This window comes from Nocardia sp. NPDC056952, from assembly GCF_042674185.1.
GTDB lineage: Bacteria > Actinomycetota > Actinomycetes > Mycobacteriales > Mycobacteriaceae > Nocardia.
Window position 1 is genome coordinate 317,246 of the sequence record NZ_JBHURA010000007.1, and the last position, 16,908, is coordinate 334,153.

Sequence of the window (16,908 nt, forward strand, 5' to 3'; positions counted from 1 at the left end):
CGCGCGGCGGGAAACATGAATATGACTGCGCGCCAATCGATTGTGCACCAGAACCTGTTATAGGTTTTCAGGGTGATATCAATCATGGACTGAGCCGAGCAGTAACTGGGTACATAGCAAGGTTCGCCACAAGCGTGATGCGCTGCCTCGATCCTTCGCTGCGGGGATCTTGCCGCCGTTCGCGCGATTGATCGATCGTCCAGCGGTAATGATCTTGTTCGAGTTCCCGTTCGTGATACCGAGCGGTGGTCTTCGAGCAATCGATATGAGATCCCCGAAACGAGCCCTGCCGCCGGGCGCCCGTCGGGCAAACGCGCAGCAATGGTTCGGCGAATGCCCCGAATGTCGCGGGCTAGGGAGGGGGCGCCGACCGTGTTAGAAATTTCAGTCGGCAACAAAGTCGGCAATCATGGTAGCTCTGGTAGCTCACAGTTGTCCGGTCGCCACTAAGATCGCGACCTATGGGTCGAGTTGGCCTTGTTCGAACTATTTGCGGTGTGGTGTGACGAAATCTGATGAAGCAGTGATCGATCCGGTAGCGCGGGCCGAAGAGAAAGTACGCACCCGTGGTGGCCGGTTCGAGTTTCTGGATGCGCTTCGAGGTTTGGCGGCCTCGGCGGTAGTGATCGGTCATTGTGGGGAGCGACTGTGGCCTGAATACGCACGGTTCTCGTCGTCGCATTTCGGGGCCGGCATGTTCGGGGTCTTCGTCTTCTTTATCGTCAGCGGCTTCATCATCCCCGCGTCATTGGAGCGAGGGCGATCGCTTGCCGCCTTCTGGGTAGGCCGGTTCTTCCGGCTGTTCCCGTTGTTCTGGGGCTGTCTGATCGCGGCGATGATCCTCCATTCAGTCGGCCGGTTCAGTCTGCAATCGGGCTTTCTGGCCGATCCCGCATGGCACATGATCACGAACGCCACAATGGTGCAGTTCTTCCTCGGCGCCCCGAACACTCAGGTGATCGGGGCCGCGTGGACGCTCTCCTACGAGTTGGTGTTCTACCTGTTCGTGTCGCTGTTGTTTCTCGGTGGGCTCAACCGGCGATCGGTGCCGCTGGTCGTCCTTGCGATCGGCTCGATTGTCGCCGCACTGTTCCTGCCGGTCGCGATGGTCAACGGCCCCGACGCGAACCTTGTCAGTCGCCTGATGGTCGTGGTCGTGACAGTGGCGGTCGCGGTGTTCTTCGCTCGTCGTGCGGCCACCAGGCGCTCGGCCGTCGCAGCGGTTCTACTCGCATCGATCGCCGTCCCGCTGGTCCTCAACCAACCCGGTCCGTCGGCATACTCCGCCACGATCTTCGCGACGATGCTCGTCGGCACGGTGCTCTACCGGATGACGGCGGGCGAGATCAGCACCACGCTCGGCTGGGGGATGTTCGGGTTCGCCGCATGCGTGATCCTCGGGTTCAAGTTCGTCGTCGAGCAGCCCCACCTGGACCCGTCGACCGGCGTGTGGGTCCCCTGGTGGAAGGAAGCGGTCACCATGGTCTGCGCCTACCTGCTGTTCGGTGCCGCGCTGCTACTGCGCCGGTATTCCTTCCCGCGCCCCTTGCTGTTCCTCGGGCGGATCAGTTTCTCGCTATATCTCATGCACGCCCTCGTATTGGGCGCCATAAACCCCTGGACAACATCAGTTCTCGGGATATCCGCGGCCTGGCTCACCTGGTGCACCTGGGTGATCGGCTCGATCGCTCTCGCGACCCTCACCTACCACGCGATCGAGAAGCCCTTCCACAACCTCGGTCGCCGTCTGATGGACAAGATGGACGCGGGAGCCCGCCCGGCACCGACCCCGGTCGCCTGATCGACTAGCCAGCAAAAACGAATGCCCCGCCATGAGCGGGGCATTCGTCGTCGGGCTCAGCTGTGCCTGGCTGCCCGAAGCCCGTTGACGTAAGCGGCGACAATCCGCAGATCACCTTCGGACAACCCGGAGAGATCGACGATTCCCTCGGTGGATTGCGGTCGAACGTGCTCCGTCTCGATCGGGTCCAGCCCCGCTTGGGACAGCAGCGGTTCGGCATCGAGCCCGACCGCCGCCGCCATGGCCTGCAAGGTCTCGGCCGTGGTGCTGGCGGGGACCTTCTGTCCGCGCTTGTACTGGGTCCCGTTCTCGACCTGCGTCCACAGGCTCGTACTGATCCGTGCTGCTTTCGCGGCGCGGTCCATCGACATCTCGCGCTCCTTGCGAGCAAGTCGCAGGGTGGCGCTGACCTCGGCGGGGACCACCGCGCTCCGTTGTCTCACCATGCATCGAGGGTAGCAGATTGTTTGCACTGATGTATGAAGTGTATGTAGTCATCGGCTGCGAATTTGCGAATCGAAATCCTGCATCGAATGTAGACCGTAACAGTGAACGGCGAGTTTGTTTGTGGTGGTACGTGACTGGGTACAGCACTCTGCCGCCTCGGCTTGACAGACGCGTTGCAACAACGTTGCATACAACGAGTGTCCGATTGTGGGTCCCAGTAGGAGCCACTCCTGGACACAGCCCGGGGGCGCGCCATTCGATTTCGGCCGCGTAGCAGGGTACGACCGGGGCTCCGGCCCGCTATCGACCGAAGGAGCAAGTACATGGGCCCATACGATGCCGTCACGGCGTCGAACCGCATTCGTGAGGACTCATGCGGCGTGACCCCACTGGACAGGTGGGCCGATGACAACCACCTGTACCTGGATCGGGAAGCCGCGCGGGATCTGGCCCGGATGCTCGGGGACATCCCGGACCTGGCCGAGGATCTGTCGGACGCGCGCACACGCCAGACCCGCTTCGGCGCGGTGGACTACCGCACGCGCAATGGCTCACGGGAACAACGACTTCCGTTCAATCCCGTCGCCGCTCGCGCGGCCGACCATCTCCAGTCGGTCTTGGTGGCCTGGGTTCGGTTGGTCTGCGAACAGCGCGGCGTCGACTACACCGGGGTCGCGACCATCAGTGGAATGGCGGAGTGGTTGCAGCGCAACATCATCGCGCTGGCGATGACGGAAGGTGTGGAGGCCGCGCCCGCTGAGTTCGCGGCGGCGATCGAGGCCGCGGAAGCGGTGGTGTGTCCGCCGGTCGATCTCGCTCCCGCCGATGCGGCTCTGGTTCTGCGCGCCAGGGCGGTTCGCCTTCATGCGGCCGCGATCGGCAAACTCGCCGAAGAGCTGGGTGACGGTTTCCGGAACCTCACCGCTCGGCGGGTGCGCACACTGCGCAAGGCCGGTCTGATCAGCCCGGTCCCGGGGCCCTGGTCGCCGGACTGGCCGGAGCTCTTCATCGTGGGTGAGGTTTTGGATGCGCACCGTGCCCTTCCGGCGCGGCACCGGGCGAAAGATGCATAGCGAACAGAGTGACCCAGCGGGGCGTCGGCAGATTGTTGCCGGCGCCCCGCTGGCGTTGTGGGGCCTCTGCACGGCCGGATTCAGAGGCCCGAAGTGCTTAGGCCGCAACAAGTTCAGCCCGATCGCGCCATCGCTTCATATCGGAATACCTGCTTCTACCTGGGATTTAGCTTCTTGTGAAAGTCGGTGTTGACAAGTTGTGGCCGATGACGCAAACTAGTGCCAGCGGGATTCTTCGTGCCCAAAATCATTTCGGCACACCGCGATTCGATGCCAGCGAGCGCTGTCCCCGCAGATCCTGACCGGGACTCGGTTCACGTCAACGCTAGAATGGGACCGTGCTCTCGACCGAGAGTCTCGACATTTCGGCTGCTGGGTGAGGTTCTACTTGTGTCAGGTGCATTCGATGCATTTACTCCCGATGAATCCGGTAAGCCGACCGGTGAGAGACCTACTCGCGAAGGCGGCGAGCCCCTCTATCGAGTAGACGACTCGATACCAGGTCGAAGGAACCGTGTCGGCCATGTCGACCTCTCCGACATCTGCGTAGAAGACCTCCAAGTCGTCGCTGGTGCGGTGGATCGTTGGCGCTCGCTCCGGGCGCCGACCACGGTGACGCGTACCACCTCTCGGTGACCTGACACACGGCATCTGGCACCGTCTCCGGTGGTGATGATGCGACGGGTCGTGGTCAGTTCCGAGTTGTGAGAGTTGTGTATTGCCATGGGTGATGAAGGTGAGTCGGATGCTTCGATGCCGGACCGACAAGATATCGCGGTGCAGCGCAATGGGTTCAACGCCCAAGAATCTGCGTTCAACCAGGGAATCCGGGTCGATTCGGCCGTGGTCTTCGACTTCGTGTCGTATTGGTCGGTAGTCGACCGCGCAGTCCTCATCCAGGCCGACCTGTCCGGTCATGTACGAAACGAAGTCATCGCACACGCTGTTGCCCACATCGAGATGGCCGAATCACGCGAACTGGCAGCGGCACTCGACGGCGAGCGATGGCGCGGCCGGATCGAAATGCAGGTGCACGATGTGGTGGCACAACGCCTCATCCCCGTCTCCCACCTGCGTGACGCGCTGGAGGTGGGCGACAACCTCACCGATGTTTCCGCGCTCCTCGGGGTCACCGAGTTCCTGCTCGGTTGGCGATTGCAGCACTTGGCGAACGAGGAGTTCGCGGTGATACCGGTGCATCTGCTGAACCGCCTGGGCTGGCTGCCCGGGATGCCCTCCGAATACCCCTATCGGTGCTTATGGCCGACATCCAGCTCGGGCGAGATGCTTCGCCAGCTGGCACCCGGCCGACACCACCGATAACCACAGTCCTACTCAGCCCTCGTTCCGTGAAAACGGCACGGGGGCTTTGTCATTGGCGCTTGCCGCCGCCGCATGCCCGCCCCTGACGCGCCCGTCTCCCGCAGCTCGCTGTGGTCGAAAGGCGTTGTCGCAGCGCAGGGGCGCATCGGTCCCGCTCCGGCGGAGCACTCCGTCGGAGCGGGACCTCCACTCACGTCCCAGAGAGGTACGAACATGTCACTGTGGTCTCCGAAAGGATCGCCCCGCACGATCGATGTACTCGTGGTCGGCGGAACCTGGAATCCTGGCGGCGACGGCGTCACCGGTGCCTTCACCGACGCGCTGAACAAGTCGATGTTCACCCCTCGGATGGTCCCCTATCCCGCCGACTACGGGTCGCAGGTGAGCTACGCCGAGAGCGTCGCCGAAGGTAAGCGGGCGCTCCTGGCCGCTGTCGATCGATCGCCGAACCCTGTCGTGCTGGCCGGATATTCGCAGGGCGCGGCGGTTGCCGGTGACCTCGCGGCGGAGATCGGCCGCGGTGAACATCCGGGCCGTGAGGTGATCGCCTGCGCGTTGATCGCCGATCCGCGCAGACCAGCGGGCAAGTATCTCGGCGACACCGACCCCGGCGGATACGGCGTGGTCGGCGAGCGGCCCATCGACGGTATCCCCGCCTATTGGGCCGCGGCGCCCGGCGATCCCATCACCGCACTGCCCGCGGGCAACCCCTTGCGGACCATCGCGGATCTGAGCGCCTTCTTCAGCTTCGCCAGCGCGAACTCGGCGGTGCGCTGGGCACAGCGAATGCTCGACACCGCCACCCGAAATCAACTGCAGCGGTGGTGGTCGCCATCCAACTGGAGTCATTGGACCGGCGCTATCGCCTACGCCCGCGGCTACCTGTTCGACGGCAGGCACACCAGTGACTACGTCCGCTACGGCCACGCCCGCGCTCTCGCCCAGGCACTGAACCGCGATGTCGCCGAAGGGCGCATCTGAGACCCGCGAAAACCTGTGGGAAGGAACACATCATGAGAATCAGCAGAACCCCAGAGCCCGCGCTGGTCCGGTCGGTACTCGTCGCTGTGACGGGAGTCCTCGCCTATCTTCTCGGTCGCGAGATCGATACGGCATGGATCGAAACACTGCTCACCCTTTACGGGTTGGCGACGCCGCTGATCGCGGGCGCACTGATCAGGCCCGCCGTTACTCCGGTGACCGGATCGGCGGGTGAACCCGATGACATCGTGGTTGAGCCCTGAATTCGTGCAGGCGACCGGCATGGCACTGGCCACCGTCATCGGCGCGGTGACCGCGTGGCAGGCCCGCGAAGTCGCCAAGTTGCGGGAGCGGGTGGTTGCCCTCGAGGAGCAGGCCGCCGACGATCACCTCCGATTCCGCGACGCGATACGCCTGATCCGCGCACTTCAACGCCATATCGACGAACTGCTCGGCTTCCTGCGCCTGCACGTGCCAGGTATGGAGCCCCCGGTGGCGGACTACAAGATCCCCGCCACCCTCCAAGAAGAAATCTGACGGCGACCCCGCCGTTCCCGAACTGCATGCGGTCGGCCCCCGGAGAACACTCGATACGGTGCGGGATTCGAGCCCGCCGCATGCCGCGCTCCTGACGCGCCCGTCTCCCGCAGGTGGTCTGCGGTCGTAGACGTCGCCGCTGCGTCAGGAGCGAAGGTCCCGCCCTCGGCGCTTCCCCTCGTCCACGAGGGCGGGACCCCGAACCTTCACTCACACAAGGAGATACCCATGGCCTGGACAGGCGACCCGGTATGGCTGGCCGATGTGCTGCGCGCTGCCGGGCTGGACGTCATCGAACACGAGGGCTGGCGCGACCGGGGCCACGGCGACTTCCGTGACCTGCGCGGCGTGCTCTGCCACCACACCGCGGGCGGGGGCAAGAACGACTGGCGCATCGTCCAGGACGGCCGCGCCGACCTCCCCGGCCCGCTGGCCCAGCTGGTCCTCGAACGCGACGGCACCTTCCGCGTGATCGCCGCCGGCGTGTGCTGGCACGCGGGCCGCGGTTCCTGGCCCGGCTGGCCCACCGACAACGCCAACTACCACGTCATCGGCATCGAAGCCGTCTCCCGCGGCGACGGAACCGACTGGACCCCAGCACAACTCGACGCCTACAAGCGCGGCTGCGCGGCCATCCTGGCCCGCATCGGCCGCGACGCCGAGGACTGCGTGGCCCACCGCGAGTACTCCCACGAAGGAAAAATCGACCCCGCCGGCATCGACATGGACGAGTTCCGTCGCGAAGTGCAGGCATTCATCGACGGAGAGGACGCTCCGATGAGCGCATCCGAAGTAACCCAGATCCAGGATTTCATCACCGCGTTCTGCGGCCCGATCGGCACCGATGTCAAAGACATCCGCGAGCAGCTGTGCGGTAGCCAGCAGCGGGATGCGGGCATGTTCGCCGGCTGGGACCAGCTCGACGGCATGACCGTGGTCGACGCCCTGGCCGACATCCTGGACCGCCTCAAGGCCCTCGAATCACCCCGTCTCTGACGCGCCACGGCCGTCTGCCGCACAGCGAAAGGAGGTGAATTCCATGCTCCCTGTCCTCCTCGAACTGCTTCAGCTAGCCATCGTGCTCGCGCCGGTGGTCCTGCCGCTACTCGGCCTCTGACGAACAACCGACACAAGATATGGAGACGATGATGGCGCCTTCCGACGCCGGAGAAGATGCGGACGACATCGTCGGCGCCGGCATCCTGGCCGTTGAAGTCGAGGTGAAGCAGTGACTTCGCCATATCCCAAACCTGGGGAGTTCCCCGACTTCGAGCAGTTTCTTGTCGACCTGCTCACCCCGATCGAGACCACGCTGACAACCCTGCCCGCCACGGGCGAGCTGGTGGTGGCGCAGTTCCCGTTCTTCTGGGTCCGGCAGATCGGTGGCAGCACCGATATCAACGAGATCACCTATACCGCGAAGGTGCGAGTAACTGCCGCTGCCAGCGACCGGGCCGCGGCACAGGCTGCTGCTGCTCGCGCACGTGTGGAGATCCTCGCTGCGCCAGGCAAATCAGTCAACGGGGTCCTCATCGACTGGGCAGAAGAAATGACGCCCGCAGAAGTCAAGTACTTCCCGCCCACGCTAGCTCGGAGTCAGGGCGCGGCTGACCTGCCGAACCTCGACCCAGTCAGTCAACTCGTAGAGCTCGGATTCACAGTCCACGCGCGACGCCAGAGCTAGTGAACAAAGAAACCAACGAAACGGAGAGAAAATGCCCGCAACCAACCTGACCGCGATCAAAGATGCTCAGCACGAGCTGCTCATCAAGCCGCTCGATGCCGCGGTCTTCCTGGCGCCCTGGTACACCCCCGTACCGACTGCCTTCACCGACGCGTCCAGCGTGCTGCAGACCCTGCCCGCCGCCTACAAGTCGGTCGGTTTGATCGACAAGAAGACCGGCATCGCGTTCGCCCGCGGCATCACCGCGTCCCCGATCGAGTCCTACGGTGAGCTTCAGCCGTCGCGCAACGACATCACCAGCGACATCAGCACTATCGAGTTCGAACCCCAGCAGACCAACGCGCTGACGCTCGCACTGACCACCAACGCCAACCTCGACCAGGCCAAGGCGAACGCCCAGTCCGGTGAGGTGTTCTTCGCGCAGCCGACTGCTGAGCAGATCACCTACTACTCGGCAATCGTCATCGCCAAGGACGGCAACGACGCCGCGCCGGTCTACGTGTTCAAGGTGATGCCGAAGGTCGCGGTCAGCAAGTACGGCGGCGAGCAGTGGACCTCGGCCAACCTGATGTCGCAGAAGGTGACCCTCACCGCCTTCAAGGACGACACCGCCGGCTACGCCGTCGCACACGGTTTCGGTGGTCTGGGCTGGAAGCGGCTGCTGACCAAGGCCGGGATCGCTACCGCGACAGCCTGATCGGCTCAGCGGAATCCACGATGGGCGTGCGCAGCGATCCTCCGGCCTGTGCGCAAGCCCAGTACAGCACTGGTACCGGAGGAGATATGCGAGGAAGCAAATGACCCCCACTGAGTACCCGGTCTTCATGACGGATGGAACCAACGAGTACGTCGTCAACGACGCGACCCAGTACATCAACGCGGTCTTCAGCCTGGGCCACCGCCTTGCGGAACCCGCCGAGCAGTCGCTGAAGTCCGACCAGTAACCACCCATATGGGCGGGATCGCTCCCGTCCGATAGATGAACCGGAGATCCCCTATGGCAGCCACCACCGAGAACACTGACCAGCGCGACCAGTCCGGACGAGATGCCGGCCGCTTCTTCGAGATCCAGCAGGAGCTCAGCAGCAAGCGCCGCGGCCCCTATCGGCTCACCGAGGACATCCTCATCCAGCCGATCACGCGTCGGCAGATGCGGGCGATCCGCGACGAGCAGGACGAGGACAAACAGCTGGCGATCGTTCTCGGCCAGGACTACGAAGCTGTAGAGGAACTGTTCGCCGACCGACCGGTCGACGAGTGGCTCGCCTTTCAGGAGGACCTGAACGCCTACTTCTTCGGCGAAGGCGCCGCGGAGCTGCCGGGGGGATCTCAGGGCTCGTAGAGTTCTGGGACAGGTTCGGTGCCGCGCTCGAATATGACCTGTTCGAGCGCGGCGTCGACGTCCGGGACTGCTTCGGGCCCAGTGAAATCCGGACCCGCGATTGGCGCACGATCTGGCGTCTCAAAGACCGACTCCCGCTCGGATCCCACTACAAGACAGCGCTGTCGACCGACCGTTCGCTAGCCGAGCTGTTTATCCGCGACGAAAGCACAGACACCCAGACTGACGAAGTCAACGGGGACGCCCGAGGGTTCACTGTCGACACCTATCTGCTGATGACGATCGTAGACAACCTGCAAGCCGTTCAAGCAGCCGTCATCGCCGCAGCGGGCGTCGATCCGCCGCCCGTCGTGCCTTTGAGCCGACCGACGACAGCACTGGACGAACTTCGCGAGGAACGCCGACGTCGAGGCCTCGAATCATTGATTGCGCAATTCAGTCCAGGGAATCTCAGTTGATTGGATATCTGTCGATCAGAATTTTCTCGGATCGGGTATTCCAGAGCTCGCATGGACGATTCTTCGGGCAGCGAGCTGGAAATGAATAACGACCCCATAATTGCACTGATGGTGCTCCCACTATCAATTCCTCAGTGCCGAGTAGTCTGCGAACATCGTTCGCATTGCCTTGTCGAAATATCCGGCCTTCGCGATAGAGTCGACAGAATTGAAGCCCCGCGGTTTCCTGAGATACCATTTCATTATCTGCGCGGCGAGTTCCCACTCTTCGTTCACGAGACATAGGGCGACTGTCGCGCGAACTTTTCCTGGATTTATATTCTTCTCGAACCATGAGTATCGTTCCGGTGTCATGACGTTTGTCACGAGGACCTCTATATTATTGCGGGCGGCGAACCATGGAATTACATCAGATTCAACAGTTCTCGAGAACCATTCTATATATCTGTCGATGTCGTTCTCGCTAGAAATATAGAGACCAGGCTGAAAGAAACTGTCTCCGGCGCCGTCGACATTTGATGGAAAATCGACCTCCCCGTCACCAAGGAGGTCGGGTGGCAGGAGGATCGGGCTGATGCGGGCGCCGATTGGCAGCGCACCTATGATCTGTGCTACGCCCGATGAATGTAGTGCGATCGTTGCGGTCGTAGCTACGGAAGAATTCTCATCATCCAGTATGTACGCGGTCAGGATCTGAGTCGTATTCCTAATCTCGGAACCTAATGAGAATGACAGGCCGGTAGCGTCCATCTCGGCGCGGCGCTCGAATCCATATGCGGCAAGCGCTGCGGTTAGCCTCGCTTCGGTCACCCGGCGTAGGCGGCTGAGTCTGACGGACATGTCGTTCACCTCGGATGTTACGAGTTTGCGAAAGATTCGCACTCAGGCGACTCCAGTGTGCATCGTCCCGCCGGTGCTACACAAGTCCTGACCGATGCAAGAACCAATCACGGATTGAAGGCAAATGTCCTCTGAAGCAAATGGCAGCCCCCTCTTGGGCGATTCCGCAGGGGCTGGCGGACTACTCGGCGCGGCGTGGTGTTGATTGCTGGCGAGTCGGGCATCCCAAACTTGCTTCGGGCCTTTTGGTTCGATGTCGGAAGGATATCGCCGAAGCGGAATCGGCTTCGTTTCGCATGGCCGTAGGTAACCTCGCGGCGTCGGCATGTGGGTAGGCGAGAAATTCTCGGCGCCACTACATCTTTCGTATTGAATCAATGCGCCAGGAAGGTTGCGACTGAATAATGAGTAACGAAAAGTCGGGACGGATGTAGGGAAGACATCCCGGGGCGAAATCGTGGAGCTTTGAGAAGTCAAAATCTACGGCTGGGGAAAGGCTGTGAAAGGAGCGACTACCGGCCGACATATGAGCGAACTGACCGCAGGGATGTGGATAAGGCTGGCTGCGAGTACCAACGCTCTAGAGCAAGTATTCTGGTATGGTACGAAAACACTCGATTCGACTAAGCGAATGGCGAACATCATGACCTCCAAGCGAGCACTAAGGAAGACGTTCATCGAAAAAGTCACCGAGGCTCTATCTGCTCTAGGATTCGAGCGTCGTATTGACCTTGGTGCCGATGGAGAATTTTGGTTCGCGCGATCAGCGGGAGCGATGGACCTCGAGGAATCGGTGCGCATTATATTTGTGCCGGGTCGGCTCGATAGCGTTGGCACATTATGCACGGTTCAGATTATTTCCCGTGACGTAGGTGTGATCCTCCGAGATCTTCCTGACGATGCCAAGCTGAAACGGCTTGTCGGAGAACCAGATTCAGGTGAATACTACTCCACTGTTTGTATTGAACCCGCAGCCTCGCTTACGGGTTCAAATTCTGCCATATCCGGGCCAGAGATATTCAATAAAGACGAATTAGGCGCGGCGGTCACATGGGTCGAGACCTTTGTGTCTTCAACGGCGACGGACTGGTTTCAGAAGAGAAACTCCTTAGCTCGGCTAGTTGAGATTGCTCAAGAGCCTTCGCCTGGAACTCCAGACAATATCGTTCCGGGCCTATTTCGGGCCACGGTAGCACTTTGTGCGATTGGTGGAGATTATGCTACTGCAGACAGGCTAATTATGTGGTACCGGAATCGCAGTAGCTACAATTTCTTTGACTCCAAAGAGCGGTTCTCGGAGTTTACAAAAGGTTTGAAGCGCGAATTTCCTGAACTCACTATTGACTGATTGACATGTCGGTAACAGTCGACACTTCACTTTTGTGTTCATACTGCTTATCCCGCGATCGAGGCAGTTATCGAATACTTGAACTGCTTTCGACATTCGATTATGCGGCAGCGCTATGAAAAATGTCAGCCAGACGAGTATAGAGCAGCGCCCATCCCTGATTCAATCGGATCAGGTATGAGCGACTCGTCAGTGACCACCCGTATCGATCCAGATGGCTTCCTATGCCGTCCTACCCTGCGGTGCCACCGTTGCGATTTCGACTCCGTATTTCCTCGCTAGCCCTAAGTCTGAGAAGCAGGTTGGCGACCTGACCCCTGTTAACACCCGTTGTCGCGGTAGATTGCCTCGCGGCTGATCACCAGTTCTGCTTGGGCTGGCGTCTATTCCGTGGCATTAATGCGCAGATCCTTTTGAGGGACGCGACAAGCCGGCCGCAGAATGGGCATGCCGCGCGCCCGCTCGGCTGGTGGTAAGGCGGGCGGGCGTTCGTCCAGCTCAAGAACTGGATGGTGCAGCAACAAAAACCTTGCCGCTCTGACATGCCACGGCCATCTGTAGTACGCCACTCAAGATCAAAAATCAAAATCACCTCCGGCCAGATTCCGTCGCGCGAAATTTGGCAATGCTGATGGCGTGCGAATTCACTCGGCGCGTGATCGCACAGAACGTTTAAGTCCTGATGGTAGCCAAACATGGCATCAGTATGAATTCGGCATCCCCAGTAGGCCATTTCGACTGTGATTCTTTCGGTACATCAGGGGTCGCCGGGCGACACCCGTTCGGGCGGTAGCGGATGCTCCAGCCATTTGACGACATTTAATTCGGTGCGGCACGAGTTGTGCTTCCCGACGCTGTTGATAACAGATACCAAATTGAGGTCCAAAATGTCTAATGAAAATAGTGGCTCTCTGGGTGGCTTGAATATTCCGGTTAGCTTCTTTCGTAGCCACAGAATACCGAAGCCCTGGGAGATCTCTCCAGAACTTGATCCAAGGTATATGGCGCGGGTTAGTGTTGATGGTAGTAACAAGCTAACAGATCTGCGCGCGGATTATGGATCCAGAAAGAATGTCAAGCTCACAAGCGGAGCACGAGGATTTCTTGGCGACGCGTTTACGAGAGAATTCGATGCCCGTACCGGGGCGGCATATTTTGGCGGTGGGGAGCGGGCCAGAATTCCAGTTCCGAACGATACGGGAACGCCATTTAAACCCGACGGCGTTGTCGGCAAAGACAAGCATATATTTCTGAATGAGAACAAATTCAATACAGCAACTTGGCGGCCGCGACAGCTTCTGGGGTACGCACGTTATGGCATGGGGAATCTCGGTCTGAATACCAGCCTAAGCCCGGATTTGGCCCTCAACGTCAATAGGGCATTGTCTACTGGCGGATTGAATAGTGATACTGTTGCTGGCGTTCGTGTCTTCAGATGGAATACTCAGATTGTTCCTACGGAGAAACTTTTGCGTGGCGCCGCTGCCAACTTCGACGACTATATTGGCCCGGCGGTGGACAAGCGTGGCAGGGTCAGAAAGTCCGCAGCTCAAGCGAAGGCATGGCTCGACGGACAGGTCTCCGATCTGGATAATCCAGAAAAGCAGTTGAATACTGGTGCCTCAGGTCCAAGCGTTCGCAGCAACCCGAGATTCGGTCCGGGCACTCCCCATCGCGATCAATTGGCAAGGCGCACTCCAAGCTCGGCGCACACCCGTGTTGCTAGCGGTGCGTCGAACGCGGCAAAGGCTATAGGAAATATTCCGGGTCGTCTTCAGAATTCTGGTTTTTCCAAGAGTGTTGGCGCAATTGCCGCAAAGGCTTCTAACTCATCGATTGGCGGAACCGCATCGAAAGTTATGAATTCAACTGCGGGAAAGGTTGGCGGAAGACTCCTGGCTCCCGTTACGACCGCGTTTGCCATAAATTCAGATATCAAGAAAGGTGATTCTGTCGCGAAGTCGGTCACGAAGAATGGTGTTGGTCTTGGCGCATCGATTGCTGCGGGTGCGGCGGTCGGCACGCTCATTCCTGTTCCCGTAGTCGGCACTCTTGCCGGCGCCGCTGTAGGCGCCGCAGTGGGTCTGGGAGCTACTAAGCTTGTGGACAAAGCGTGGGATCCTGCAGCGAAAGGGGTCGGCAAGGCGGTAAAGGCTGGTGGTCAGGCCAAGAAATGGTTGGCTAGCAAGTTTGCTGATGGAGGGCCGGTTCTTGGTGCTGGTTCTTCGATCGGGGATATGATCCCAGCGTTTTTGTCGAATGGGGAGTATGTAGTTAATGCCGCTTCAGCGGGGCGATTCAAGCCCTTATTGGAGTCAATTAATAAGGGGGTCCCCGGGTTTGCCCCGACGGGGATGAATCCGGCGATGTCGTCGGTGTTGGAGAAGGCTTCGAGTGGGTTTGGGGACGCAGCGAACGCATTTGTGTCCGGGCAATCTGGTGATGTGATGAAGACTTTTGGGTTGAAGGACACGCCAGCTGCGATGAAGGCCGGCACTCAGGCGGCTGAGTTGTTGAAATCGGTTGGGCCGCAGCTGGGTTCTTTGGCAGGATCCGCCGCTAAGCAAGTCATTCCGGCGAAGGCGCTGGTTGCTTCGGCGATGGCCAAGGGCGGTGCCGTGGACCAGTCGATGACAATCAACTTGCAGACTCCGGATCTTGATACTGCGTTCCAGAAGTCGAAGACGTTGGAGGCGCAGCGGGCGTTGACCTACGCCGGCCGCTGGTAGTTCATTCGGTTGGCAGGCGATCCACCTGCTGTCCAGTGACGTTACCGAGCCAGGTAGATCAGTACCAGTGTTGCGACGATCAAGAATAGGACAGCCCACGCGGCTTGCGAAAACACGGCAATTGTCCAACTTGCTGCGCTGCGTCCCGGCTTCCAGCCCATCTCGGCCAGTTCGGCCGCGATCAGGTCCCGAACCGGTTGTTCTCGATCGCGATCGCGCGACAAGGGGTAGCCACCTTCTGTTGGCCACCAGTGTTCGAAGGTTCGAGCGAATCCGCGGCTTTGGTCGAGAGTCAAGGTGAATAAGTATGGAGTTCGTTCCTGGGTGTGATCGTACGGTCGAGCGACGTGCAGTTCGTCGCGGCCGACTACCCGAACCTCGAAGGACGGGTGACTGATCAGCGCGAGTCGGAGGCGCTGCGCCAACTCCGTTCTTGCGGAATCGGTTTGGTCTCGCATGGTCGTAGCTTACCTCGTGTGGTCGGCATGCGGGCAGGCGAGAAGATCCCGCTGCGGGCTACCACGTCTGTGGTGCTGAAACAAAAACACCGAGAGAGTTGTGACTGAATAATGGGTAACGAAGAGTCGGGATGGATGTGGGAAGACATCCCCGGCGAACCGTGGAGCTTTGAGAAGCCAAAAGATACCGCTGGCGGAAAGGCTGAGAAGAAGGACTATCGTCCGACGCATGAGCGGACTGACCCGAGGACCGGCAGGGCGCTGAACCCGGGAAACAAAATCGGCCAGGAGATGGGGGTCAAGTGGGGCGGATATGACGTCTTCAATCGGACATTCTATTCCAAATCGGGAGGCCGCCCAGACGCATCGTGGACGAATAAGGCCGGCCTTGCCTTCGGTGCTGGAATCGAAACCACCGCGGGGTCGGAGAAGACAAAGCCCGGCATTGATTGGGGTTTGAAAGCAACAGCAGGACTTCGGGCTTCAGGTCAGATTCGGCAGACAGATAAGTTTGACCTCATTATCAATGGGCAAGCTGGTGTGCTCGCCGAGGCCGGCGGAAAACTGCGCATGAAGAACTGGCAGGGAGAAGCAGGATTAGAGGCATTCGCGGGTGGTAAGGTCGGCGCCGACGTCACGGTCGGCAAGTGGGGTCTCGGAGCAAGCGCAGGAGCTGAAGGCTGGGCCGGCGCTGGTGCGGGCGCGAAATTCAAGTGGGGAAAGAACCCTGACACCGGTAAGTACGAGCTGGGCGGCAGCCTCGGGTTGGCGTGGGGTCTCGGCGGAAAGCTCAGCGGCGGAATATCCGTCGACCCGACGAAGGTCAAAGAATCTGTCGGAAATCTGGGTGGCTCCGGAGCTGCCATCGCCAAACAGGTCGGAAAGGTCGTGCCGACAGGTGTGGGTCGAGCTGTGGCCGCGATGCCCAATACGAAGAGCGTAGCGACCGGCGTCGGCAAGGCCGCGAACGCGATTGCCGCAGTGTCCGGCGCGAAGACCGCGGCAACGGGTGTGGGCAAGGCGGCGAAGGTAATTGCTGCGATGCCAAGTGCGAAGGCTGTGACGGCCGGTATCGGTACCGCAGCGAAGACGGTCGCCGTGGGCGGCGTGGGTTCTGCCGCTTCGAGTGCTGTCGGCGCCGCTGTGCGCAAGGCTTCCCCGGCCGTGAGCAGTGTTGCCGGTGCGGGGGTGAAGAAGGTTGGGCAGGCGAAGAAGTGGCTTACCAGTAAATTTGCGGCTGGCGGTCCTGTTGCGGGGAGTGGTTCGTCGATCGGTGACATGATTCCGGCGTTTTTGTCGAATGGCGAGTTCGTTGTCAATGCGGCGTCGGCGGGGCGGTTCAAGCCGTTGTTGGAGGCGATCAACAAGGGTGTTCCTGGTTTCGCGCAGGGGGTGATGGGTGCGACGTCGATGTCGGGGTGGGCTGGTGATCAGGCGAAGAAGGCGTTGGAACAGTTGCAGAGTGGTCCTGGTGTGAAGGTCGGGAATCCTGCGTTGTCGTCGGTATTGGATAAGGCAGCTGGTGGCCTCGGTGATGCAGCGAGTGCGTTCGTGTCGGGTCAGTCCGGCGACTTCATGAAGACGTTCGGTGTGAAGGACGGGATGCCTGCTGCGGCGCGGGCTGGTGCGCAGGCTGTTGATTTGTTGCGGTCGGGTATGGATCCGTCGATGGTTAAGTCCGTTGCGCAGCAGTCGGGTTCGATGGCGCGTCTGGTGGCCAAGCAGGTGATGCCGGCGAAGGCGTTGGTGGGTGCTGGTGTTGCTGGTGGTGGTCCGGTTGATCAGTCGATGACGATCAATTTGCAGACTCCGGATCTTGATACTGCGTTCCAGAAGTCGAAGACGTTGGAGGCGCAGCGGGCGTTGACCTACGCCGGCCGCTGGTAG

The 16,908-nt window shown here is 60.6% G+C and carries 18 protein-coding genes; 16 read left to right on the forward strand and 2 right to left on the reverse strand.

What is annotated here, in order from left to right; translation table 11 throughout:
* Positions 1 to 409 precede the first annotated feature (409 nt).
* Positions 410 to 1,801: an acyltransferase family protein gene (locus ACFTS5_RS24735; RefSeq protein ID WP_378635110.1), complete on the forward strand. Its 1,392-nt coding sequence runs from the start codon at positions 410 to 412 to the stop codon at positions 1,799 to 1,801.
* 56 nt (positions 1,802 to 1,857) lie between these two features.
* On the opposite strand, the gene ACFTS5_RS24740 is transcribed toward ACFTS5_RS24735, so the two are convergent.
* The gene (locus ACFTS5_RS24740) at positions 1,858 to 2,247 is read right to left on the reverse strand and encodes a helix-turn-helix domain-containing protein (protein WP_378635113.1); all 390 of its coding nucleotides are present in this window, start codon (positions 2,245 to 2,247) and stop codon (positions 1,858 to 1,860) included.
* A gap of 381 nt (positions 2,248 to 2,628) precedes the next feature.
* Here ACFTS5_RS24740 and ACFTS5_RS24745 point away from each other — a divergent pair, with 381 nt between their 5' ends.
* The 11 genes from ACFTS5_RS24745 (at position 2,629) to ACFTS5_RS24795 (ending at position 9,646) form a co-directional block, all read left to right on the forward strand.
* Entirely contained in the window at positions 2,629 to 3,321 is a 693-nt protein-coding gene (locus ACFTS5_RS24745; protein ID WP_378635115.1) for a hypothetical protein, read from the forward strand.
* A gap of 753 nt (positions 3,322 to 4,074) precedes the next feature.
* Entirely contained in the window at positions 4,075 to 4,644 is a 570-nt protein-coding gene (locus ACFTS5_RS24750; protein ID WP_378635117.1) for an ImmA/IrrE family metallo-endopeptidase, read from the forward strand.
* Between the two features lie 213 nt (positions 4,645 to 4,857).
* Positions 4,858 to 5,625 (forward strand): alpha/beta fold hydrolase, encoded by a 768-nt coding sequence (locus ACFTS5_RS24755; protein WP_378635118.1) that lies wholly within the window; start codon positions 4,858 to 4,860, stop codon positions 5,623 to 5,625.
* Positions 5,626 to 5,657: 32 nt separating this feature from the next.
* On the forward strand, positions 5,658 to 5,888 hold the full coding sequence (locus tag ACFTS5_RS24760; protein WP_378635121.1) for a hypothetical protein: 231 nt from the start codon (positions 5,658 to 5,660) through the stop codon (positions 5,886 to 5,888).
* Positions 5,866 to 6,162, forward strand: a complete 297-nt coding sequence (locus ACFTS5_RS24765) for a hypothetical protein (RefSeq protein WP_378635123.1) — start codon at positions 5,866 to 5,868, stop codon at positions 6,160 to 6,162. The genes ACFTS5_RS24760 and ACFTS5_RS24765 overlap by 23 nt, the downstream gene beginning before the upstream one ends.
* 228 nt (positions 6,163 to 6,390) lie before the next feature.
* Complete coding sequence (locus ACFTS5_RS24770; RefSeq protein WP_378635126.1) at positions 6,391 to 7,158, forward strand: N-acetylmuramoyl-L-alanine amidase; 768 nt, start codon at positions 6,391 to 6,393, stop codon at positions 7,156 to 7,158.
* Positions 7,159 to 7,390: 232 nt separating this feature from the next.
* Positions 7,391 to 7,846 carry a hypothetical protein gene (locus ACFTS5_RS24775; RefSeq protein ID WP_378635128.1) on the forward strand — a complete coding sequence of 152 codons (456 nt, stop codon included), beginning with the start codon at positions 7,391 to 7,393 and terminating at the stop codon, positions 7,844 to 7,846.
* Between the two features lie 31 nt (positions 7,847 to 7,877).
* On the forward strand, positions 7,878 to 8,543 hold the full coding sequence (locus ACFTS5_RS24780) for a hypothetical protein (protein WP_378635131.1): 666 nt from the start codon (positions 7,878 to 7,880) through the stop codon (positions 8,541 to 8,543).
* Positions 8,544 to 8,643: 100 nt separating this feature from the next.
* Positions 8,644 to 8,790, forward strand: coding sequence for a hypothetical protein (locus tag ACFTS5_RS24785; RefSeq protein WP_378635134.1), 147 nt, complete (start codon positions 8,644 to 8,646; stop codon positions 8,788 to 8,790).
* A gap of 53 nt (positions 8,791 to 8,843) precedes the next feature.
* Positions 8,844 to 9,188, forward strand: coding sequence for a hypothetical protein (locus tag ACFTS5_RS24790; RefSeq protein WP_378635136.1), 345 nt, complete (start codon positions 8,844 to 8,846; stop codon positions 9,186 to 9,188).
* A gap of 275 nt (positions 9,189 to 9,463) precedes the next feature.
* On the forward strand, positions 9,464 to 9,646 hold the full coding sequence (locus tag ACFTS5_RS24795) for a hypothetical protein (RefSeq protein ID WP_378635139.1): 183 nt from the start codon (positions 9,464 to 9,466) through the stop codon (positions 9,644 to 9,646).
* Positions 9,647 to 9,769: 123 nt separating this feature from the next.
* On the opposite strand, the gene ACFTS5_RS24800 is transcribed toward ACFTS5_RS24795, so the two are convergent.
* Positions 9,770 to 10,486 carry a hypothetical protein gene (locus ACFTS5_RS24800; protein ID WP_378635141.1) on the reverse strand — a complete coding sequence of 239 codons (717 nt, stop codon included), beginning with the start codon at positions 10,484 to 10,486 and terminating at the stop codon, positions 9,770 to 9,772.
* A 526-nt stretch (positions 10,487 to 11,012) separates the two neighbouring features.
* Here ACFTS5_RS24800 and ACFTS5_RS24805 point away from each other — a divergent pair.
* The 4 genes from ACFTS5_RS24805 (at position 11,013) to ACFTS5_RS24820 (ending at position 16,908) form a co-directional block, all read left to right on the forward strand.
* On the forward strand, positions 11,013 to 11,834 hold the full coding sequence (locus tag ACFTS5_RS24805) for a hypothetical protein (protein ID WP_378635144.1): 822 nt from the start codon (positions 11,013 to 11,015) through the stop codon (positions 11,832 to 11,834).
* An 827-nt stretch (positions 11,835 to 12,661) separates the two neighbouring features.
* Positions 12,662 to 14,563 (forward strand): hypothetical protein, encoded by a 1,902-nt coding sequence (locus ACFTS5_RS24810; RefSeq protein WP_378635146.1) that lies wholly within the window; start codon positions 12,662 to 12,664, stop codon positions 14,561 to 14,563.
* Between the two features lie 347 nt (positions 14,564 to 14,910).
* The gene (locus ACFTS5_RS24815; protein WP_378635149.1) at positions 14,911 to 15,129 is read left to right on the forward strand and encodes a hypothetical protein; all 219 of its coding nucleotides are present in this window, start codon (positions 14,911 to 14,913) and stop codon (positions 15,127 to 15,129) included.
* Between the two features lie 27 nt (positions 15,130 to 15,156).
* Positions 15,157 to 16,908 (forward strand): hypothetical protein, encoded by a 1,752-nt coding sequence (locus tag ACFTS5_RS24820; RefSeq protein WP_378635151.1) that lies wholly within the window; start codon positions 15,157 to 15,159, stop codon positions 16,906 to 16,908.